This window comes from Bacillus sp. WMMC1349, from assembly GCF_013155385.1.
Lineage (GTDB): Bacteria > Bacillota > Bacilli > Bacillales > Bacillaceae > Bacillus.
This window is the reverse complement of the sequence record NZ_JABJUQ010000007.1, coordinates 2,852,151-2,874,159: the sequence shown is the minus strand read 5'-3', so window position 1 is coordinate 2,874,159 and position 22,009 is coordinate 2,852,151. Positions and strand designations below refer to the sequence as shown.

At 34.7% G+C, this 22,009-nt stretch carries 19 protein-coding genes and 1 pseudogene; 14 read left to right on the top strand and 6 right to left on the bottom strand.

Annotation, left to right across the window (positions count from 1 at the left end):
- The first annotated feature begins 14 nt into the window (after nt 1-14).
- From HOO54_RS17105 to HOO54_RS17085, 5 genes are all read left to right on the top strand, one after another.
- Nucleotides 15-533 carry a SecY-interacting protein Syd gene (locus HOO54_RS17105; RefSeq protein WP_172299655.1) on the top strand — a complete coding sequence of 173 codons (519 nt, stop codon included), beginning with the start codon at nt 15-17 and terminating at the stop codon, nt 531-533.
- Nucleotides 534-895: 362 nt separating this feature from the next.
- On the top strand, nt 896-1,342 hold the full coding sequence (locus HOO54_RS17100) for a hypothetical protein (protein WP_172297344.1): 447 nt from the start codon (nt 896-898) through the stop codon (nt 1,340-1,342).
- 50 nt (nt 1,343-1,392) lie between these two features.
- On the top strand, nt 1,393-2,418 hold the full coding sequence (locus HOO54_RS17095; RefSeq protein ID WP_172297342.1) for an ADP-ribosylglycohydrolase family protein: 1,026 nt from the start codon (nt 1,393-1,395) through the stop codon (nt 2,416-2,418).
- A 1,032-nt stretch (nt 2,419-3,450) separates the two neighbouring features.
- Nucleotides 3,451-3,744, top strand: coding sequence for a hypothetical protein (locus HOO54_RS17090; protein ID WP_172297340.1), 294 nt, complete (start codon nt 3,451-3,453; stop codon nt 3,742-3,744).
- 257 nt (nt 3,745-4,001) lie between these two features.
- Nucleotides 4,002-5,222 carry a right-handed parallel beta-helix repeat-containing protein gene (locus tag HOO54_RS17085; protein ID WP_172297338.1) on the top strand — a complete coding sequence of 407 codons (1,221 nt, stop codon included), beginning with the start codon at nt 4,002-4,004 and terminating at the stop codon, nt 5,220-5,222.
- Nucleotides 5,223-6,079: 857 nt separating this feature from the next.
- On the opposite strand, the gene HOO54_RS17080 is transcribed toward HOO54_RS17085, so the two are convergent.
- Both HOO54_RS17080 and HOO54_RS17075 read right to left on the bottom strand, forming a co-directional pair.
- Nucleotides 6,080-6,778: an L-2-amino-thiazoline-4-carboxylic acid hydrolase gene (locus HOO54_RS17080; protein WP_172297336.1), complete on the bottom strand. Its 699-nt coding sequence runs from the start codon at nt 6,776-6,778 to the stop codon at nt 6,080-6,082.
- 323 nt (nt 6,779-7,101) lie between these two features.
- The gene (locus tag HOO54_RS17075) at nt 7,102-7,725 is read right to left on the bottom strand and encodes a TetR/AcrR family transcriptional regulator (protein WP_172297334.1); all 624 of its coding nucleotides are present in this window, start codon (nt 7,723-7,725) and stop codon (nt 7,102-7,104) included.
- 283 nt (nt 7,726-8,008) lie between these two features.
- On the opposite strand from HOO54_RS17075, the gene HOO54_RS17070 reads away from it, so the two are divergent.
- Complete coding sequence (locus tag HOO54_RS17070) at nt 8,009-8,284, top strand: hypothetical protein (RefSeq protein ID WP_172297332.1); 276 nt, start codon at nt 8,009-8,011, stop codon at nt 8,282-8,284.
- 237 nt (nt 8,285-8,521) lie between these two features.
- Here the strand turns inward: HOO54_RS17070 and HOO54_RS17065 are convergent, their stop codons facing one another.
- Nucleotides 8,522-9,835, bottom strand: a complete 1,314-nt coding sequence (locus HOO54_RS17065; RefSeq protein WP_172297330.1) for an MFS transporter — start codon at nt 9,833-9,835, stop codon at nt 8,522-8,524.
- 47 nt (nt 9,836-9,882) lie between these two features.
- A pseudogene (locus tag HOO54_RS17060) lies at nt 9,883-10,537 on the bottom strand (ArsR/SmtB family transcription factor).
- A gap of 394 nt (nt 10,538-10,931) precedes the next feature.
- On the opposite strand from HOO54_RS17060, the gene HOO54_RS17055 reads away from it, so the two are divergent.
- The gene (locus HOO54_RS17055; protein ID WP_172297328.1) at nt 10,932-11,102 is read left to right on the top strand and encodes a hypothetical protein; all 171 of its coding nucleotides are present in this window, start codon (nt 10,932-10,934) and stop codon (nt 11,100-11,102) included.
- Between the two features lie 554 nt (nt 11,103-11,656).
- Nucleotides 11,657-11,746, top strand: a complete 90-nt coding sequence (locus HOO54_RS25220) for a putative holin-like toxin (protein WP_375335813.1) — start codon at nt 11,657-11,659, stop codon at nt 11,744-11,746.
- 434 nt (nt 11,747-12,180) lie between these two features.
- Here HOO54_RS25220 and HOO54_RS17050 read toward each other — a convergent pair whose 3' ends face one another.
- On the bottom strand, nt 12,181-12,954 hold the full coding sequence (locus HOO54_RS17050; protein ID WP_172297326.1) for a DnaA N-terminal domain-containing protein: 774 nt from the start codon (nt 12,952-12,954) through the stop codon (nt 12,181-12,183).
- A gap of 425 nt (nt 12,955-13,379) precedes the next feature.
- On the opposite strand from HOO54_RS17050, the gene HOO54_RS17045 reads away from it, so the two are divergent.
- The 3 genes from HOO54_RS17045 (at nt 13,380) to HOO54_RS17035 (ending at nt 15,862) form a co-directional block, all read left to right on the top strand.
- Nucleotides 13,380-13,754 (top strand): hypothetical protein, encoded by a 375-nt coding sequence (locus tag HOO54_RS17045; protein WP_172297324.1) that lies wholly within the window; start codon nt 13,380-13,382, stop codon nt 13,752-13,754.
- A 908-nt stretch (nt 13,755-14,662) separates the two neighbouring features.
- The gene (locus HOO54_RS17040) at nt 14,663-14,947 is read left to right on the top strand and encodes a hypothetical protein (protein ID WP_172297322.1); all 285 of its coding nucleotides are present in this window, start codon (nt 14,663-14,665) and stop codon (nt 14,945-14,947) included.
- A gap of 129 nt (nt 14,948-15,076) precedes the next feature.
- On the top strand, nt 15,077-15,862 hold the full coding sequence (locus HOO54_RS17035) for a 1-acyl-sn-glycerol-3-phosphate acyltransferase (protein ID WP_172297320.1): 786 nt from the start codon (nt 15,077-15,079) through the stop codon (nt 15,860-15,862).
- 804 nt (nt 15,863-16,666) lie between these two features.
- Here HOO54_RS17035 and HOO54_RS17030 read toward each other — a convergent pair.
- Entirely contained in the window at nt 16,667-17,755 is a 1,089-nt protein-coding gene (locus HOO54_RS17030; protein ID WP_172297318.1) for a GntR family transcriptional regulator, read from the bottom strand.
- Between the two features lie 417 nt (nt 17,756-18,172).
- Here HOO54_RS17030 and HOO54_RS17025 point away from each other — a divergent pair, with 417 nt between their 5' ends.
- From HOO54_RS17025 to araA, 3 genes are read left to right on the top strand one after another with little or no spacing between them, the layout of a single operon-like run.
- Nucleotides 18,173-19,798 (top strand): xylulokinase, encoded by a 1,626-nt coding sequence (locus HOO54_RS17025; protein ID WP_172297316.1) that lies wholly within the window; start codon nt 18,173-18,175, stop codon nt 19,796-19,798.
- Nucleotides 19,792-20,487, top strand: a complete 696-nt coding sequence (locus tag HOO54_RS17020; protein WP_172297314.1) for an L-ribulose-5-phosphate 4-epimerase — start codon at nt 19,792-19,794, stop codon at nt 20,485-20,487. The genes HOO54_RS17025 and HOO54_RS17020 overlap by 7 nt, the downstream gene beginning before the upstream one ends.
- A gap of 34 nt (nt 20,488-20,521) precedes the next feature.
- Nucleotides 20,522-21,940, top strand: coding sequence for an L-arabinose isomerase (gene araA, locus HOO54_RS17015; RefSeq protein WP_375335812.1), 1,419 nt, complete (start codon nt 20,522-20,524; stop codon nt 21,938-21,940).
- Nucleotides 21,941-22,009 lie beyond the last annotated feature (69 nt).

Below are 22,009 nucleotides of genomic sequence, written 5' to 3'. Positions count from 1 at the left end.
CAATAAAAGATGCTATGGACAAATATTTTAATTTAAGAAGAGCATATTTTGATAAAGGTTTAGATTTTTTATTTAAAACATCTTACAATGAAGAAGTTGACTCATTTATTTATCAAGGTGAGGTAGATGAAGAAGAAGAGGTTTTATGGAAAGTTGTTGAAAAAAATAATTATAAAGATTTGACACCGATTGAAGAAAAATTCAGTATTAAACTGCACACTTCCATTAGCTACTACTTCAATTCTTATTGGTTTGCTGATTTAGATGGTTTTATTGGTCATCACTATATTGCGTTAGAATCTGTATTACCAAATATAGAATTGATATCTTTCGAAAAGAACCTAGAAGGATATAAAAATAATCATCATAATAAAATGGATAAAATTCCTATTGGAATAGAAGGGAACGGTTTAATAGTTGTTTTAGACAATATAAATGGAAAGGTTGAATTGGAGGACTTTGAACGAGGCTCATTTAATGAAATTGCTACTACTTTAGATGAGCTAATTTCTAGTCTAAGTTTACAAAAATAATCACAATATGATTGTAAACTAAACTGTGTAAATAAGAATGCGATAGGTTCTTACTCATCCAGTTTTTTATTAATGACTTACAGTCAGTTGAGCTCTCAGAAAGTGTTCCTATAATAGAGGTTGTCCATGCATTAGTAGAGCCGAAGTAGGACTACAATTAAGACAGTAATCGGAAAGCGTGAATCATCGAGTCATGAAAAATGCTGGGAAAGTACATGATCTGTATGGTGACAAGCCTGTTGGAAAAAGATGTGCAGGGCAGTGCGTGAAGAATGCCCGGCAGAAAGTAAGTTGCGAGATAAGAGTGTGGGGTCACTCTATTTTATATAAACGATCTTTGAACCAAAATTGAGGAGCCCAATTTGAATACGAATTTTCAACTAGCTAGTGAAAGAATAAAAAATATTAACTGGGAAAATAAAGGTGTGGTTAAACCTTTTCATCCAGTTTTAGTAAGAGAGTTTATAAGAAGAGGAAATATTTTTTTGGATTTTAAATTCAAGGACAATAATAGACGTGCTGTATTTAATGCAGCAAAAGAAATCAATATGGAGATACCCGATCATATAAAAGAAAAATGTACCGAATTAGTTAATGTAAACATTGATTGGGTTACAGAGTATCTTTGCACTTTTTATCTAGAATGGGCATATGTAGTTGACAAACAATTACCTATTGCTCTGGATTTATATGATTTATATGACCCAATTATTAAGTTATTTGAGAGAGGTGGGAGAATCAGTTACCACCATAATGAGATAGTATGCGGGAAACATGCATGGTCACGCAATTCCTGGGGCTATAACTAGAGATATTCCTCTACAGGTATGAATTAATTCAAACAAAGTAGGTGAAATCAGTGACTTATAAAAGATTGATAGACAGATGGGAAGATGATAATAAAATGTTTCTTTGTGAAAGTATTAAGGACAGGTTGTTTCCTACATTGTATGGTGGAATTATAGGGGATTTAATGGGGGTGCCAGTTGAATTTAAGAAAAGAGGCACATTCAAAGTACAAGATGTAATGGGGTATGGCACATATAATCAACCTCCTGGTACTTGGTCTGATGATACTTCCTTAACTTTATGTATGGTTGAAAATATGATAGAAGAAGGAAACACAGAGCATTTGATGCGAAAATTTCTTAAATATGAGGAAGAAGGTTATTGGACTCCATTTGGCGAGATGTTTGATATTGGAAGAACGACCGATGAAGCTAATACTAGGTTTAAAAACGGTATTCAGGCTGAAAAATGCGGTGGTCAATCTGAATATGATAATGGCAATGGGGCTATTATGAGAATTTCACCTTTGATCTTTCGGTTATACAATGAGTTTGATTTTATGAAAAAAACGGAAATCATTAAACAATATACTGAAATTACCCATGCCCATGCGCGTGCAGTAGTAGGCTCAATTATCTACATTGAATTATTATTAAGGTTATACCACAATAATTCGCTTGAGGAATCATTACAAAGTGTATACAATCTTTTTGTTAAAACTTTTGAAGACGATCATATTTTCATAAAAGAGCTAAAACATTATGAAAGAATCTTTGATTATGATTTTTTAAGAACACCACAAGAAGACATTCAATCAGGTGGATATGTCGTTGATACTTTAGAAGCAGCAATATGGTGTTTAGGAAATACATCTTCATTTAGAGATGCTGTTTTAAAGGCAGTCAATTTAGGAGAAGATACAGACACTGTAGCTTCCATTACAGGAACATTGGCTGGCATGTATTATAAAATGGATGGAATTCCAGAAGAGTGGTTAGAGAAAATAGTTAGAAAACAGGATATTGATCAGTTAATAAAAAGGTTTTACGAGTTTTGTGCTAATCAAGCGCTAATAGAAGAATATGGCGGATTGTAAAATTAACTAGTTCTTTGCCGAATGTAATGGGAAGCATGAGTAGCAGCTACACATTTTAATTCATTTGTAACTAGGTTTACTAAAGATAATAACTGGAAATTACAAGGTTATTAAAAATTGTTGATGTATTCAATTTTAATGATCTGTAATAATTTGTTAAGTTCATGATGTTGGCCTCTATCCATTTCTTCAGATGCTAATCAATCCATGTATTGATTCTTCACGAACGTGTTAAAGGAGGTTTAAAAATAGGAACTTCAGCTTTTATATTAATGGACCGTAAAAAATACACAACTGAAAAATTATTGTCTGATTCTATTATAGCTGCATTTTAAGCCAATGCTATGCTTAACTTTCACAACAGTAAAAATTATTCGGCAGATGGACAATTCCTCTCCACTACAATAAACATAAGCCATAAACTAGTTAATGAAAATGGATGTTCGTTTATATACTATGTAGACGCAACAGATAATCCGAGTATAAAATTTTACTCTCATGAGGATGTTGGATTAGAACAAGGCGTAGATTTTTGTCGAGTTGGTTTCATAGAAGAAATATACGGTGTACAAGAACTTATCTTTAGCTTTATTTACGAGTACCTTAAATTAAATCGCGATGATTACTTTTGGATCACAGATTATGATTGGGTCTACAGTTGAAAAGATATGAAGAAATTAAAATCTTTACCTTATGATCGTAATTGGTGTTCTAAAAATCCAAAAATAATTTAAGCAATGATATGATCTGCGGATAAACGTAAGAATAGGTTAACAGTAAGCACTTAAAACTTCACAAACGCTTGTTGACTTATTCAAATAAGCTTTCTGCATGTCAAAAATGATTAAATCATGTCCATTTTGTAATTAAGTTTAGAAATAATGAAAATGCAAGTGGTTAAATTTTCAATTTAACAGTTTGAAAAAAATGAAATGGTAGAATAGCTTCAGAATTACGATGAATCAAAATATCAATGTAAAAACGTTTATTGAATATTTATTATAACCGTAATATATGGAGGTTCTTAACATAATGCTAAGTAGGAAAGATTTTAAAACTGAAGATGATTATATGCAATATACAAAAACAAGCGACTTCCTTCTGAAATATAATTGGGAAAACAAAAACGAAAAAACAATTATTCATGAAATGGCCTTACCAACTTTTGAACAGGAATATTTAGTTGAAGCTATGCAGTACCTTTCGAAGAAACAAGACTTTTCAGGAATGAGTTTGGATAGATACATTTTACACAAACTTGATGAAAGTGAAGACGACTCCATATTTGATATGGATGATGTGATTTTCCTTGAAAGGGATGAGTAACTAAAACTTGAAGATATTTGTTTTCAAAAGCTAACAATCGCTAATGCATGTGGTAGAGCAGTAAGTATCAAATATCGATGAGAATTTCTGAATCCACTCTCGGGATTATATGTTACCTTTAACCAGTACAAAACAGCTTAACAACTGCCGATAATAAAAGTAGTTTAAAATTGCTACATAGGATGCAGAGCACAAAAATAAAAGTGCTGAGTTCCGAATCTAAAAATAAAACAGAAGAAAGAGGAGTGTTCAAGATCATGTCAAAGATGAGAAAGACAACGATGCTATTCACATCCATTCTATTAATATTTAGCCTGTTGGGGATAGGGATGCCGCTTTCCGCAAAGGCAGCAAGTAAGCCAACTTACACGATTTCTCCAAACACGAAACCAACAAATAAAAAAATGCTGAAATTTACAACATACAACACCTATACGAAACATTACTATCTTGTTCGTTCTTATCTTGAGAAGCTAGAGAAAAAAGGTGGAGGAAAATTGGTGTTGAAAAAGGGAACCTACACAATTAGCAACGCTTTGTATGTTCCATCAAATGTAACAATTGAGATGCAAAATGGTGTAAAGATCGTAAAAGGGAAAAAAACAGGAACTCGTAAATTTGGTGCTTCAAAATCTATTTTTCAATTCATTCGTCCATCAAAAGCGGCGAAATCAGGTGTATATGGAAAATACAATGGAGAAAAGAATATAACGTTTCAAGGGAAAGGTACTGTCATCTTTGATATGAAGTATGACAAAGACTGTGTCGGAATTATCATTGGTCACAACCGAAATGTGAAGATCAGAAATATCCAATTTAAAAATCTATATTCTGGTCATTTTATCGAATTAGATGCTTCAAGGAATGTTGACATTCGAAATAATTCATTTGTTGGATCTAAGGCTTCTGCTAACGTCAATAAGGAAGCGATTAATCTTGATACGCCTGATAAAACGACAAAAGGCTGGAGTCAAAAGTGGAGCAAGTATGATAAAACGCCAAACCAAATTGTAACAATTGAGAATAATCGTTTTAAAGGTCTTGACCGTTCAATTGGGACCCATAAATATTCCGGTGGCAAATATCATGATAGGGTGGTTCTTCGCAATAATAAAATTAGCTCTATCCGCTCTGATGCTATTCGTGTCATGAACTGGTCCAACTCGACCATTGAAGGAAATGTGATTGATCATGTTGCAGGAGGTAACTCTGGCAAACGAGGAATTTTAGTAAGTGGAGCCAAAAACCCTACGATTCGAAACAATACATTTAATAAAGTAGGACGAGTCATTCAATTTATGCCATGGAAAAACAGTGGCCCAGGATCTAAATACGGGATCACCTACAATAAACTAAGCTCAGCTAACAAAAATGCCCTTTTAACAAACAAAGCAACAAACATTTCTGAACGTTTCATCCGAATCAACAACAAATACAATGAATTTACAAAATACACTCAAAAAATCAAACTGAGATAAGGGGATTGATCCCTTGTCTCTTTTTTTGGAGAAATTCAACTTGATGATACTCCCTCTTCATTGTTTGATTATTTTGGTAGATATATATGCTTACAAAATAAGGGGAAATTTGAGTTGGAAAAATGACTTTTGGCGATTATGACATTTACCTTACTATTTTCATTGGTAACGTGTAACTCAAATATTCATTTTTCGACTAATGAGAACACATGACAAGAAACGAACAGAATAGACACTAAGCGTGTTCCAGTCAAGCTTGTCCATGTAGTGGATGGAGATACAATTAAAGTAAAATATAAAGGGAACAACAAAACAGTCCGATATTTACTAGTTGACACACCACCAAAACAAAAAAAGACATTCTTGTGTGGTGTGCAGCCCTACGGAAATGATGTCTCTGCAAGAAATAAACAACTAGTAACAGAGCAGTAAATTAAAATTAGAATTCGATAGATGAGCGTACTGATGAATATGAAAGATTACTAGATTATGTTTATATGGATGGATAATCAGTTCAAGGAAGACCTTGCACGAGTAACCTATATATATTCTCCCAATATAAAATTTTAAAGAAGATAAAAAAGTGCTAAGCACAAGGAGACTGCCATCTGGAGTATACCGGGCTATGCTACAGCAGAGTGTAAAGGATGTGTGTCAAATCATTCTAAGACTTCATCTCAATCTGCCTCTTTGCTCGAAATGGACACAATTATAATGATAACAACATGATAGGAGCACAAAGCAAATTTCAGCTGATTTTATAGAATCATGTAAAATATGTGCATATACCATTTTTTAGAAAAGTTTTAAAAATGCATGAAAATATACATTCATGCGTTTTTATATCAAATAAAGATCTAACGTTTTATAATATCTACTAAATTCGCTGGTGTTTTGGTTTCGCGACGGTTGTTATAGTTTAACTTACATGTTTCGCAGCCTAAACCGAATGTATGTTCAGCCTGTACTCCCATACCGAAACGTTTGCTGTAGATGGGGTCAAAAAAATTACAATAAGGCTTCAATTCTTCAGCCCCTTCAGCTTCGTAATACTTTTGTACAGCACATTCTGTAAATTCCAATTCGACCTCTGTTTCATGAGCTTTTTGATTGATGCTGCATGTGTAGACAAAATCTTCCGTATATATTTTCTTCTGACTTCGTTTTGCTTGTTTTTGCATATAGTGTATTGATAATTTTGTAAATACCAATTGACCGATTATTTTGGCAACCCAAGGAGATAATGACTTAAAAAAATCATCAGATGCTTCATGAGAAATTTGGATGACGTCTTCAACGGTTCCTCCTTTGGCTTTTATGACTCGATATAAAGCGATAATCCATCCATTAATAATCATGACAGGAGTAAACATATTTTTTCTACCGCCAATATATGGAATTCTCGGAATTAGAGTTTCAAACTCATTTCGAACTTGGGCTGTTATATTGCGAGCCTCGGTTTTACCATATTTATTTTGGAGCCTTTGTTCAGCCAAATTAAAATACTTGTCAAATGATTTCATCAGTTTGGCTTTATCATAAGTTGCTTTTTTCATTCTTATCCCTCCGAACAATTTGCTTCATTTATTTTTGTATAATTCTTTAGGTTCATGTCCTTCCGATAGAAGAAAAATTTACAATGGACACAAGAAGTAACATGTATATAATTAACGAATTCCTTCATAATATAGTACTTAAACATTTTAAAGGTCTCAAACTGATCTTCAAATTTTCTTAACCTGATAATTAGTATAAATCCGGCATTTGATATTTAGCTCATTCCTGCATAAATTACGACTTCCGGGATTCTTTCATCTTTAATGTTTTCCATATTGATGATGCGTTTCTACTTCACTAAGGGGAGTGTATTTGTCATCTTTTATGCCTTCTTTTCTAGTAATATAGGCATAAGAATGTCTAACTTCACACAAAGATCTTTAAAAAATGTTTCAAACGTCATATCATCCTTTAGAACAAATTTACTAAACAAATACATGATTATTCCGTAAGAAAGATCTAAAAATTGATCAATTGATTCGTCTTTAGAGATGAGCTGTTGTGATTTTAGTTCGAGTAAATGGTACCTTAATTTTTGAATGATTATCCGATCAAATTCCAACAAACCTTCAAATATGACTTTACTTTCCGGTGTGTACTTAAATACAGCAGAAAACACTTCTCGTAGTAAAGACTTGTTTATATGTTTGGCTGGACTTAAATAGTGATCTAAAAATGCGAAGATTTCTGGTTTAATTTGATTTGGATCTGATTTCGAGGAAGAGAATTCATATTTTTCTACACAAAACATTTTACTAATAAGTGAAAAAAGGATCTCACTTTTATTTGAAAAATAATTAAAAACTGTACCTTCAGCAATACCGGCTTCTTTGGCAATTTCTGAAGTCTTTGTATGGGTATAACCTTTCACTAAAAAAATCTTTTCTGCTGCAAATAGAATTTTATTTCGAGTTTCTTCTTTCTTCTTTTTTCTTAATCCTGACATTTTTTAATCTCCCTATAAAAAAATGAGTTGAATCATTTATGAGTACACTCATATTTTAACTTATAATATTATGTAAATCAACTTATTGAAGGTGGCTTATGTGTGAAAGAAAAACAAAAAGGTAAAAAGCTCATTATCAAAGGTATGCCTCTCTCAACCAGCAAGTAAGCCAACTTACACGATTTTTCCAAACACGAAACCAATAAATAAAATGCTAAAAAAACATTACTATCTTGTTCATTCTTATCTTGAGAAGCTAGAGAAAAAAGGTGGAGGGAAATTAGTGTTGAAAAAGGTAACCTACATAATTACCAACGCTTTGTATGTTCCATCAAATCTAACAATTGAGGTGCAAAATGGCGTAAAGATCGTAAAAAAAAACATGAACTCAAAATCGATTTTTCAATTCATTCGTCCATCAAAAGCGGCAAAGTCAGGGGTATATGGAAAATACACTGGAGAAAAGAATATAACGTTTCAAGGGAAAGGTACTGTCACCTTTGATATGAAGTATGACAAGAATAGTGTCGGGTTATCATTGGTCACAACCGAAATATGAAGATCAAAATTCAAAAATCTAGTCATTTTATCGAATTAGATGCTTCAAGGAATGTGTCGGAAAGCAACCAAATTCCCGATTTTTATTTATCCATACGACTTTCAGGACACGCTTTCCCTGTATGAAAATGAGAATGAAGCTAAAATGAACTGTGGCGCATGTCTTGGTTCTATTGAATAAACCATGATAAGACACCAGCCAAGAATCATAAAAAGCACGTCATCTTTCTTTGATCTTTCATTTCTGAAGGATGTCTTTTTTACTTTGACGAGACCAAATCACAACAGGAATGAGTATGAAAGACAAAATCCCTCCAGCCAATGACAATATTTCATAACTTGAACCAGCAACAACCATTCCAGATAAAGCACCACCTGAAGCTCCTGCCAACGCAATTAAAACATCCACAGTACCTTGAGTTTTAGCCCGTGTTGAAGTGTTAGTTGAATCAACAATAAGTGCAGTGCCACTTATTAAACCAAAATTCCAACCTAAACCAAGTAAAGAAAGAGCAATTAATAAGAGAATCATAGAATCACTTGGAGCAACCGCTGCTATAAAACCTGCTAGAAGCAAAGTAGCTCCAGAAGCAATTGCCATCTTAGTACGACCAATCTTATCAACGAGGATTCCTGTCACTAGGGAAGGGAAATACATGAAACCAATATGAAATCCAATAACAAGACCGATTTCACCTAAAGCGTGTCCATGATGTCTCATATGAACTGGTGTCATTGTCATAATAGCAACCATTATGATTTGAGTAAGAAGCATAATCGTTGCACCAAAAATAACACCTCTTTTGTTTTCTGCTTGTTTTGTATGTAACGGAAATCTGTCGGGGTTGTGTGCATGATTGGACGCTTCTATTGTTCTAGCCATAACTAATGGATCTGGACGAAGCATGATGAAAAGTACTAGACCTGCTAAGATAAATGCTGCTGCCGATAAAATGAAAGGACCTGCAAGTGATGGTATGCCAATTGAAAGAGCGAAATTTCCCATTACATTCACTAAATTTGGACCTGCAACTGCACCGAATGTTGTTGATACCATTGCTATACTAATAGCAGTGGCCCGCTGCTTTTTATTTGCTAAATCTGTACCTGCATAACGAGCTTGTAAATTGGTTGCAGTGCCTGCACCATAAATAAGTAGGGCTGCAAATAAAAGAAAAACATTATTGATTAAAGCAGAAATCACAACACCAATTGCACCAAGACCACCGACTATAAAGCCAGTTGTGAGACCTATACGCCGCCCAAAACGTTGTGAAAGCCTTCCTACTAATAATGCCGCTCCTGCCGATCCTAAAGTAAATAATCCGGCTGGAAGTCCTGCAAACGCATCTGTTCCAAGCATTTTTTGTGCGAGAAGTGCTCCAACTGTTATTCCCGCAGCTAATCCTGCCCCACCAAACATTTGAGAAATAACGACAATGATTAATGTACGTTTATATAATTTTTTGTGTTTTTCTGGATGGTCGATATAACTTTGTGCCAACTCATTTGATTCATTCAACATTTTATCTTTAACACCATCTTCCTTCATATTTGATTTCAACCATTCTACACGCTAATCACTCTAATTTCTCATGGTCAATTCATATTCAACAGCTTTCCTGATAACCTTAATTGATGCCAATCTTGAACACTGCTCTTTAAACGATAGGCATTTATACCTTTAGTTTTTAAAAGTTCTACTGCTTCTGCCGCCATTAAACAATATGGTCCTCTACAACAGGCAACAACATCACAGTTGCTTGGTAAAGAAGACAGTTTATCCCGTAATTCCTCAATTGGTATAGAAATAGCACCCGGAATATGAGCTGTTTCATACTCTTCTTTTGGTCGAACATCTAACAATATTACTCATGAAGTTCTGAAAGTGAAACCCCATCCATACCAAGATTGGTATTTAAAGTTCTTGTTTGATTTGTTGAACCTGAACAAACTGTTTCTCTGATAATGTATGCAAGGAATTTAAAAAATTAGAAATTGCTTCATCTGCTAATTCGTAAAAACAATAGTTACCTTGCTTCTGAAACTTTACTAATCTGGAATGAGCAAGGGTTTGTAAATGCTGAGAAACATTCGCCACAGACATCGCAGTTGCTTTCGACAATGATTCCACTGATTTAGGACCTTGAGATAAAAGATCAAGAATCTCCAAACGTTTTGGACTAGAAAGACTTTTACCGATTCTTGCAACCTCATGATACAATAAATCTTTTAAGTTTCTTTCATTGAGCATTGAAATCACCAAACTATTCAAGTATTTTATTGAATGGGTGAATTATACTCATGAATTCAACTTTTTGTCAAAAAAACTTTTTGATAGCGATATAAAAAAAGAAAGAAAAATTGTGTACAACACAGATAGAAAGTTGCCTCCTGAAAACGAACATATTGATAGGTATGAACTGATTTTTAGGTCTAAAAACTAAACACTAAACGGTAGTAATGACCGAATGAGTATTTTTGAACACTAGTTGGATATTTCTTTCTTAATTCAGTACAATGATAATGAGGCGCTTTTGCTGGGATCGAAAAAAGCTTAACCAAATCGTTATAAACAGAAAGTTGCTAAGTTCATCATTTGGAAATCACTAAAATGAAACATGACAACATGATAGGAGAAAACAAAAATGACTAAACAAGTAAAAAAAGCAAAATGCCCATTCTGCGGCAGTGACAAACTAACAAAGAAAAAAAGAGGCTGGACACTTACAACAGGGATATATGGAATGAACGACATGAGATATAAGTGCCATGACTGTGGAAAAAAATTCATGGAGCACAAAGCGGATTTCAGCTAATGAGTGTTGTGTTATCGAGAAGCGACTAACAGAAGATTTTATATATGATAACGATGGGGATGGTTATGAAGAGAATTTTTTAAAGCTGCGTTTCAAGCTTGCCAGAAAGGGCGTGTACATCAAACATCATTCAAGACAAGCCGAACACTAAAGAAGGAGCAATGATGATGCTAAGAGGAGATAATTCTTCATTTAGATGCCCATAAAATATGGATTGAAACAATTGAAAACTTTGAAATGAATGATCTGTTGATGAAGTAGATTCAGAGACTGAACAACCTTTGATCAAGCATATTTGCAAAAAGAACTTTTGTTCATTTGTTCTATTTAAAAAATGCAAATTTTACAAAAACGAATCTTCAAGATTTGTTAAAAGCAGTTGCTTTGAAATAGTATTTCTTCAAGCGTGGACACTTCTCTTCATATTGTATGGGAGAACAGGGTGATTTTCTACAATTTTCTGGTGCTTTTCAATCCGCTTCTATACTTCTAAAATCCGACAGCATTCGGAGTGATGTGGTAAAAATTGGATCAATCAAAGGAAGCAGGCTCAGATGCAAATGACAACTTTCCAAGCAATCTATTTAATGATTGTTTTTGGCATGTTTATCCTTGCCTTGTTGTCGTATATAAAACAGAAATAAACTTCCCTTGAGACCTGCGAAAGTTCGAGAGAAGTTTATTTCAACAAGTTTCGTTGTTTGAGCCAGCTCTTTGAAGGACCAGTTTGTACAATGGACTCGACGTTGAGAGCAGTCGGGTCTTTTTTTATTTTATGCAATTACTTAGAAGATAAACCTAATTCTGTCCTTATGCAAAAAACGTTTTTTTGCAATGAGATAGCGCCCAAACCCACTATTTAAAGCGAAAGGTGGCCATGTTCAACGATGGGCTATGGCGATGATTCAGCTTTTAATTCATGACAACATAAAGCAGTTAATTTACACACTTTTCTTGATAAACCCTATTAAAAAATCATTCGGTTGATCAGTAAATAAAAACATAAAAATACAAAAACAAGAATTTTCTATTACAGTCCATAAAGAAAAAACAGAGCCTGAATGACTCTGTATAAAACTTATTTTTCAATTGCCAAATGATCGATTAGTCTGTATGAGATCTTGATCAAATTTTCGTCACAATGAATACATTCTGTGATATATTGTCTGATCAAGCCTTCATATTTCACTTTTATCCATTCCATTGAAAACTCATTTGTAGCATATATCACGTAATGAAGTTCATTTGTTTTGCCAATAATTAATCCCTGAATCCATGTTTCATAGGAAGGACGCGATAGATTGGTCATCATAAATTGTTGAAAGCTTTCATTTAGCTCTTTCGCAACAGGGTATGATCTGTCGATCTCGTAATCTTTGTTTTCTCCTGATTTCGTGCTAGTTTCAGTTACTATTTGATTTCTGTTATCAATGCCATCTTCAGTCGTTTTTCTGTTAGTATTAAACATAGCCTCATCATCCAAGTAGTAGGACATAAAATCATCATGCAATTCTTTTAACTGAGGATGTAAGGAGTTGTATAAGTCATCTGTCAAAAGAGGAATATGTTTCCGGATTTTAAACAATCGAGCAGAGTCTATTTGCTCTTTTCTATGAAAAATGATGATAAACCCGAAATCTTCTAATGTCTTTAAATATTCATTGAGTTCAGTTTGGCTTTTCTTCATTTTTAGGCGAATCATTTCGGTATTAATATAACAATATTCTTTGTTTTTATCGGCCTCACGTTTAAGATGTAAATAGGCACTAACTGCACTATCTCCTATAATAGCACCCCAAAAATCGACAAAATAATTGTTTACAACACTAAAACCTTCTGTAGCTAATTTCAAACTCTTCACCCTCACACATTTGAATGATTTAAAAAAGCAATTCTGAGACTATGAAATTATAGCATAAATGTTGTTGTATTTAAAAAAGACTCATGATTATACTATAAAAAAGTATGAGAGAAGGCACGCTTACATTTCGTTGGGAAAAATCGCTTCGTACAACTTTAAGCTTGTATTGATCGGTCGATGCATCAGATGCTCTTCTTTTTTAAAATTTGAGGCGGGTCACGATACGAATCCGCATGCAAAGTCAACACAGATATCCTGTATATCATGGGTTTTTATCGTTTTCCGACAGAAGACTCCCACTTCAATCAAATCGCAAGGTCGATAAGTGGGGGTAGTTCAAGCTAGACTTTTCATGTGGTTAATTACTTCTACGATGTATGCTAATCGATAATCTGAATGATGAAGGTGTTGAAATGATGAATATAAAAACTTTAGAAGAAAGAATCGGATTTGATGGATTTAAGTATCCAAAATCATTTAGAAAAGCTATAGAACTAAATTTACTGGACTTTGACTTGTGGTATATCATGGATGAAGAAAGAGTGCTAGAAAGATTAAAAGGACTTAAAAACAGATATCCTAATAGAAACTTGATACCTTTTGCAAGAAGAGATGATCATGATGACATAGCATGCTTTGAAATAGGGAAAGGTGAAAAGGTTGAAATTATACATGATTTTGCATCAATCGGATATGAGCAAAGAACAGAATATAATGATTTCTGGGCTTGGTTAGTGGCGGCTACTAGAGAAATGGTTGAATACAATCGTGTCCATCAAAATAATCCATAAACAGGATTATAAGTGAAAACTAAAAACCCTATGAATAAAAAAATGGATATTAAAATAACAGTTAAAATGACAAAAATAAAATTTTTTTTATTATACAAATGGACAATTTTTTAATAGAAGGAGTAACTTTGAAAAACCATGAGATATGTGCGAGCGACCCTTGGATTTGAAGGTTTAGAGCTTACAGAAAAACAGAAAGAGCTTTTAGAAAGTCGGATTCGCGGAGAAATCACAGAAGTAGAATACATGCAAAAAAGGGCTGACTCATTCCTGCTTAAGGGGTTGTTACCGCCTTTCTATAGAGGATAAGCTAACTATTCTTGAGTGCCCTAGTAAGGATGTTTTCCTTTCTTGCTCAAACTACTGGTCATATTATACTTTTTTATTCATTTTTGATGCTCAGACGAGGTATATTGAACTGCGCGATAGAGTGATGAATGACGCTATTTCTCATCTTTTGACGCTTGTAAGTCATTTTGCGCAGATATCACTAATTCTTTTGTTATTGTTGTATATAGACCAGCCTACTATTTTATAATAATATAAATTGATTACACTTGCTAACCCTCATAGATCGGAATATATGTGATACTTGTTACCCATAATTGATTTGGTTTACTTCCTTTAACTGTCGATCTAATCCTTTCTAACTTATTGGGTGTTATGTTTTTATGAGTCGTTGCTTTGTATTGACGGTACAAAATCTCTAATGATTGTTTGTTATAATAAAGAGGCTGCTATTCAACGTTTTCGCGATTTTAACATTGTCATATCCATTGCTTGAATTCCAAGTGTGTCTGAAAAAATTTTTTTCTGCCGATTACTTTTTGGTCGATATGAAGTCAACCGCTTTGGAAACTCCGACGAGAATATTGCATCTTATTTACTGGTGGGGGAGCATTGAAAAGATGTTTGAGAATGGTGATGATATTCCGGACAGGAAAGCTCATTTGTATTATGAAACTATATCAGATAAACTGAACAATGAAGAAGTATATAAGAAGTTATTGCAGGTAATGGATTTCACAGAGCAGGAGAAAGCTATTTTATCACTCTGGAAAACTGAGCCTGACATTCCAACAAGAAAGCTGTCAGCCTCTCTGAATATATCACAGTTTACAGCAAGTAGAGCAATAAGGAAGTTAAAGATAAGTAGGCAGTTTTTGGGAGATTATATTATTATCAAGTCATAATGATAAGATAATACAATAAAGAAGATATTTTCTGAGCATGACATATTATGGTTAGGGGCTTAATGTGAAACTATTGGCAAATAACTTCAATACTCAGGATAGGGTTTTAATTAATTTAGGAGGAATTTTATGCAGTTATTTAATGCCAGTTCATTGTTTAATGAGAATGCCATAAAAGAAATATTAAGTGTTGCAAATAATCCAGAAAAATTAAAAAATAGATTAATTGAAGCAAAGAAAATGTTGTTAACAATATATAATTTTAAAGCTTATAATATACCGGAAGATTTCACTAATTCTTCTTATATAATAGCGGTTAATCATTTAACTGATTCTGATGCTCCGCTAATCATGAGTTATTATTATGAGATTATGCATCAAGTTATAGATACTTATCCAGAGTTATTTGTTTTCGCTAAAGAAAATTGCTTTAATGGTGTTTCCATTCCTAAAGAATTAATGCCAATATTAGAGTTCGAAAAAATTTTTGCAGTTGACCGTAAAAGTTTTGGTGGATCAATGGCGGCGATGAAAGCTGCAGGGAAGTGGTTTGCTGAAGGTAAAAAACCAAAGCATTTCCTGATATTCTCTCAAGGAACAATTTATGACATCAATAAAGATAGAGCAGAAGATATTGAGGCAGGAGCATTTTGGTTAGCTAGATTACTGGGTATTCCTGTTTTACCGGCTTTTATTGAGCAAGCTGTTGAAGGAGTCGAGAATCGTTTAGTATTTGGGAAGCCAATTTTTATACCAAAAGACTGCCGAAATTTTGATAGCCATAAACAACTATGGTTAGAAAGAGTAATTGAAGCACAGAATGCATTAGGGACACTCACAGGAATTCCAGCAAGAGAAGCCATGCTTGATGAAGATCATCAAACGAGAAAAAGATTTAACCAACTAACCAGGTAATTACATAATGTGAAGTTGAGTTGGTTCACTGTTTTTATATATAATGTTACAAAATTTACTTGTGAAGAATAATTTTACTTGAAGCAGTCGTAAATGCATTGAATGCAATGTCTTCTACGTAAAGAAATACAGTATATGACTTTTAATCATCTATTTTGGAGAAATGAGCCTTTGTATCATTTCATTATTGTATTGGTTTACATTTTGCTCATGGGGATTATTAGGAATACGCTAAAGAAAGCTAAAACAGATGAAGCAGGTCGACCGGGTCGCTTGTTAATATCTTTCCATCTTGGCCAGACTTTGTTTTTAAAAATCAGCTTGCCAATGGGGATAGATGTTGATGGAACTAATTTTCAGGGTATTTTATGCAAATACAAGCAGAACAGATCATTGGGAAGCTCTATTCGTACAAAAAGGTCAATTAAGTTTACTTATACAGTATTCTGAACTGACCTTTTTTCATGACTGGTCTTAGATAAAGGTAGCCGGGCAGAGCGAGGAGGTCTATGGCACCACAGATTCCGTCGAAAAACTGTTCACCTCCTACTTGTTGAAGCAAGTTTAAGTCTCGTATTACATGCGAAAATATGGGACAACAAGGTGACCGGGAGTTGCCGGTTAATACTAAAAAGAAGAGTGACCATGATGAATCCCGTTGTCGGATCCTTTGAGTTGAGCTAAAACTCTGCACATTCAATATTTGACCATACGACAACCTAGAACTTTTTCAAATATCGCTTATTTTATTGAGAAGATGCTTCACAAGTATGCTGTAATTTTTATGAAGCATCCTTCAATCATTTATCCTTCTAATTCCTTTACAGTTTCGCCTTCAATGATCTCCGGTTGATAATAAGTTTCATTCGGCAAACCCTTTTTTCCTTGCAATTTCTTTATGACCCAATCAGCTGCATCACGACCCATTTGTTCTTGTGGATGTGTCAATGTTGTTAGTTTGATATTTGCATTTTTGGCAATGTAAGAATTATCCTGTCCGATAATTGACAATTTTTCTGGAACAGATATATCAATTTGTCTGCATACATTTAGTACTTCAAGCCCGACCTCATCGTTATAGCAGACAATTGCAGTCATCACGTCTCTTTTTTTAGTTAAAAACTCTTTCAAGTTTGTGTATAGGTTAAGCTTCGTCTCTGTGTTATACGAAAGCACATGCTCTGGTTGGAATCGTAATTTAGCTTCTCCAAGCGCTTTAATATATCCCTTCATTCGGTACTTACCTTGTAAATCATCCATTTTTGAAATGAGTCCAATTTGTGTGTGTCCATTCGAAATCAGTTTTTTTGTTGCGAGGTAGCTGGACTGCACATCATCAAGACAAAAGAATGGAACATCTAACTCTTCATAATAAGCATTGATCATGATGAATGGAACATCCTGTTCTTTAAACGATAGGTAATAAGCAATATTGGGATTGTATAGATTACTTTTCGTAGGTTCCACAATCAAACCATCCACACCAAATGACAACATCATCTCCAAAGCTTTTTTTTCTTGTTCGACATCATTATTTGTACTAGCTAACAATAACGAATAATTCTCCTCATTCAATCTTCCTTCAATTCCACGAATAATGGATGGGAAAATATAATCAGAAATGTAGGTTGTGATGACACCGATTGTTTTATTATTAGGATTTCCGCCAGCTTTTAATTGATATTGGTTACTAACATAAGTACCGGACCCTTTTTCACTTCTTAAGAATCCCTCGTTGGATAGCTCTAAAATCGCCTTTCGAACAGTATGTCGGCTAACTTTGTACGTTTCTTGCATGGCAGATTCAGTAGGAACTTGTTCTCCTACACGGTAATCCCCTGAGAGAATTTTACTTTTAATATCATCAATAATGACCTGATATTTTGGTTTCATTTTATCACTTCTTTCATAAGTTCATATAATAATGTTTAGTCGGAATATTTGTATGGACATATTTTAGCATGGGTTTGTGTGAATGAAAAGGTTATGACCTATTTTGCATACAACTTGACAAACGATATTATTTTTACATAATTTTACCATAATCATTACGGTTTTATATAGGGAAATGTGAACGAAAAGGTAATTTGTAAGCATATATTATTTTTTATTTGACAAATGTACGCACAAAAAATATACTAAAGTTGTAAGTAAAGTTAAACGAAAAGGAAAGCGCCTCCTTTCAATTATAATTGAAACCGCTATCAGAAAGGGGGATTAACGTCAAAACAAGTTGATGAAATGCGTTAAGCAAAAAGGAAAGCGCCCCCTTTCGATTATAATTGTAACCGCTATCAGAGAGGTGATTATGTGAAGACGAATCGAAACATCAAACAAGTGATTGCTAATGGAGAAACTTCACTTGGAATCGAATTCGGTTCCACGCGAATTAAAGCAGTGTTGATTGATCATCATTTTGAAACAATTGCATCTGGAAGTTATGAGTGGGAAAACCTCTTAGAAGATGGATTTTGGACATACAACTTAGTAGATATTATTACTGGTCTGCAAGCAGCTTATCGTGAAATGAAGCAAGAAGTTGAACGACATTATGGAATGACTATTCGAACAGTTGGTTCTATTGGGTTTTCTGCAATGATGCATGGGTATATGGCTTTTGACAATACTGGTGAGTTACTTGTTCCGTTTCGGACTTGGCGTAATGCAACAACCAGTGTTGCTGCAAGCGAATTAACTGATCAATTCCAATTTAATATTCCTGAACGGTGGAGTATTGCTCACCTTTACCAAGCTATATTAAATGAAGAAAAACATTTACCTCGTATTGATTTTATCACTACTTTAGCTGGCTATATTCACTGGTTACTGACTGGTCAGAAAGCAATCGGAATTGGTGATGCTTCGGGCATGTTTCCAATTGACGAGTCTTTGCAAGATTATAATAAATCAATGGTGAAGCAGTTTGATGAACTTATTGCGCTCAAAGGTTATCCATGGAAGCTAAAAGATATTCTTCCTAAAGTCTATGTGTCAGGTGAGCAAGCAGGTGAATTAACCGAAATTGGAGCAAAAATTCTCGATCAATCACAAAATTTACAACCAGGCATTCCGCTTTGTCCACCAGAAGGTGATGCTGGAACAGGGATGGTGGCTACGAACAGTGTGAGGAAATGTACAGGAAACGTTTCAGTAGGAACTTCAGTTTTTGCCATGATTGTATTAGAGAATGAGCTTTCAAAAGTTTATCCAGAAATTGATTTGGTCACAACACCAAATGGTAGCCCAGTTGGAATGGTACATGCCAATAACTGTTCAAGTGATCTTAATGCGTGGTTAAGGTTGTTCAGAGAATTTTCGGAGGCAATGGGACAAAAGGTTGAAACGGATAAACTATTCAGCGTGATGTTGAATAAAGCGTTGGAAGCCGATCCGGATGGTGGTGGTTTGCTTAGCTACGGTTATTTTTCAGGTGAAAATATTACAGGATTAGAAGAAGGCCGACCACTTTTTGTCCGCTCACCTGAGAGTCATTTCAATTTAGCTAACTTTATGAGGACTCATCTCTTTACTGCTTTTGGTGCTTTGAAAATCGGTATGGATATTTTGATCAAGCAAGAAAAAGTCGCAATTGATAGCATTTTAGCACATGGTGGTTTATTTAAAACCCCTGTTGTTGGACAAAAAATTGTTGCAGCCGCAATGAATGCTCCAGTTTCAGTTATGGCAACAGCCGGAGAAGGTGGGGCGTGGGGAATGGCCATTCTTGCTTCTTACATGATTGATAAAGATAAATATAGTTTAGAAGACTTCCTCGACAAAAAAGTTTTTAAAGAGGTTGATAGGCAGGAAATTTACCCTGATCAATTTGATGTTAAAGGATTTGAAGCATTTATCGAACGTTACAAAAAAGGTTTAGTGATTGAGCAGGCCGCTGTAGATCATTTCAGTGGAAAACTGGAGGAATTTACGTGTTAGAACAATTAAAAGAAGAAGTATTGCAAGCAAATTTGGATTTACCTAAACATGGACTTGTGAAATATACATGGGGAAATGTAAGTGCTATCAATCGTGAAAGCGGTTTATTTGTGATCAAACCTAGCGGTGTTGATTATGAGACGATGAAAGCTAGTGATATGGTCGTTGTTGATTTAGATGGCAACGTTGTTGAAGGAGAGTTAAATCCTTCATCAGATACGGCGACTCACGCAGTACTATATCAGCATTACCCAGAAATCGGCGGCATTGTGCACACTCATTCAACTTGGGCAACAATCTGGGCTCAAGCAGGTCTTGATCTTCCAGCGATGGGGACCACTCATGCAGACACATTCTATGGTCCTGTACCATGCGCGCGCTTCTTGACACAAGAGGAGATTGATCGTGGTTACGAAGTAGAAACTGGTCGTGTCATCATTGAAACATTTGAAGAGCGAGGATTAGATATTTTAGCAGTACCCGGTGTTTTACTTCATGGGCATGGTCCATTTACTTGGGGCAAAGATGCAAAGTCAGCAGTCATGAATAGCGTAGTCTTAGAAGAAGTTTCGAAAATGAATTTATTTGCCCGAGAATTAAATCATTTTGCTGAAGAGTTACCACAGCGCATCTTAGATAAACACTATTTACGAAAACATGGGGAAAATGCCTATTATGGGCAAAAATAATATAAACTATTAAATGAAGAAAAGAGGATCCATGATGACAATAAAAAAACAATTTTGGTTTGTCGTAGGTTCACAACATCTTTATGGTGAGGAAGCATTAGCAGAAGTCAAAGCACATGCACAAACAATGACAGATGCACTAAATGAAAGCGGTGTCTTACCTTATCCAATTGTATTGCAAGATTTAGCTGTCAGTGCAGATAAAATCACAAGCATGATGAAAGAGGTCAACTATCGTGATGAAGTTGCTGGTGTGATCACTTGGATGCATACTTTCTCACCTGCAAAAATGTGGATTCGTGGAACAAAATTATTACAAAAACCGTTACTTCATTTAGCAACACAGTTTAATGAAAGTATTCCTTGGGAAACCATTGATATGGACTTCATGAACTTAAACCAATCAGCACATGGTGACCGTGAATACGGTTTTATCAATGCCCGTTTGAATAAACAAAATAAAGTTGTAGTAGGTTACTGGGAACGCGCTGAGGTTCAGCAGCAAATTGCAGATTGGATGGACGTAGCGGTTGCTTACAATGAAAGCTTTAACATTAAAGTTGCTCGTTTTGGTGACAACATGCGTAATGTTGGAGTTACCGAAGGGGATAAAATTGAAGCACAAATTCAATTTGGATGGACAGTTGACTATTTTGGCATTGGAGATCTTGTTCAATATGTCAATGCTGTTAAGGATGAAGAAATTGATGCTCTTTTTGCAGAATATGCAAAACTTTATGAATTTGAATATGGTACTTACAGTAAAGAAGATTGGGAAGCTAGTGTAAAAGTACAAGCAAGCTATGAAATTGCGATTAAACGTTTCCTTGATGATGGTGGTTACAATGCTTTTACATCTAACTTTGAAGATTTGCATGGAATGAAACAGCTTCCAGGTCTTGCGGTTCAACGTTTGATGGCACAAGGATATGGGTTTGCTGGTGAAGGAGATTGGAAGACTGCAGCGCTTGATCGCTTGCTTAAAGTGATGAGCCATCACAAATCAACAGGTTTTATGGAAGATTACACTTATGAATTAGCTGTTGGACAAGAATCAGTCCTTCAATCACATATGCTTGAAGTAGATCCAACTTTAGCAAGTAACAAGCCGAAAATTGTTGTATCTCCACTAGGTATTGGTGATCGGGAAGATCCAGCTCGCTTAGTGTTTGACGGTCAAGCAGGCGATGGTGTGGTTGTGTCAATGGCTGACTTTGGGACTCATTTCAAACTGTTAATCAATGAAGTTTCTGCATTTGAGCCAACTGTTTCAGCACCAAAACTTCCAGTGGCTCGTGTACTTTGGGACATTAAACCAAACTTCCAAGATGGGGTTAAAGCTTGGATTGAGAACGGTGGCGGTCACCATACAGTAGTTTCATTGAATTTAACAATAGATCAAATTGTAACTTATGCAAAACTTGTAGGCTTGGAATACGTAGTGATTAAGTAATGTCTTGATCCTCCAAGGAGGCCGTGCATCCTTGGAGGTGAATTTTCACGGTTGGATATTCATCCATCA

Bases quoted from the DNA above. Each gene is read 5' to 3' on its own strand.
- HOO54_RS17090 (WP_172297340.1), top strand. From the start codon at position 3,451: ATGCTAAGTAGGAAAGATTTTAAAACTGAAGATGATTATATGCAATAT.
- HOO54_RS17035 (WP_172297320.1), top strand. From the start codon at position 15,077: ATGCAGTTATTTAATGCCAGTTCATTGTTTAATGAGAATGCCATAAAA.
- araA (WP_375335812.1), top strand. From the start codon at position 20,522: ATGACAATAAAAAAACAATTTTGGTTTGTCGTAGGTTCACAACATCTT.
- HOO54_RS17055 (WP_172297328.1), top strand. From the start codon at position 10,932: ATGACTAAACAAGTAAAAAAAGCAAAATGCCCATTCTGCGGCAGTGAC.
- HOO54_RS17045 (WP_172297324.1), top strand. From the start codon at position 13,380: ATGAATATAAAAACTTTAGAAGAAAGAATCGGATTTGATGGATTTAAG.
- HOO54_RS17080 (WP_172297336.1), bottom strand. From the start codon at position 6,778: ATGAAAAAAGCAACTTATGATAAAGCCAAACTGATGAAATCATTTGAC.
- HOO54_RS17105 (WP_172299655.1), top strand. From the start codon at position 15: ATGGACAAATATTTTAATTTAAGAAGAGCATATTTTGATAAAGGTTTA.
- HOO54_RS17040 (WP_172297322.1), top strand. From the start codon at position 14,663: ATGTTTGAGAATGGTGATGATATTCCGGACAGGAAAGCTCATTTGTAT.
- HOO54_RS25220 (WP_375335813.1), top strand. From the start codon at position 11,657: ATGCAAATGACAACTTTCCAAGCAATCTATTTAATGATTGTTTTTGGC.
- HOO54_RS17085 (WP_172297338.1), top strand. From the start codon at position 4,002: ATGTCAAAGATGAGAAAGACAACGATGCTATTCACATCCATTCTATTA.
- HOO54_RS17075 (WP_172297334.1), bottom strand. From the start codon at position 7,725: ATGTCAGGATTAAGAAAAAAGAAGAAAGAAGAAACTCGAAATAAAATT.
- HOO54_RS17030 (WP_172297318.1), bottom strand. From the start codon at position 17,755: ATGAAACCAAAATATCAGGTCATTATTGATGATATTAAAAGTAAAATT.
- HOO54_RS17065 (WP_172297330.1), bottom strand. From the start codon at position 9,835: ATGAAGGAAGATGGTGTTAAAGATAAAATGTTGAATGAATCAAATGAG.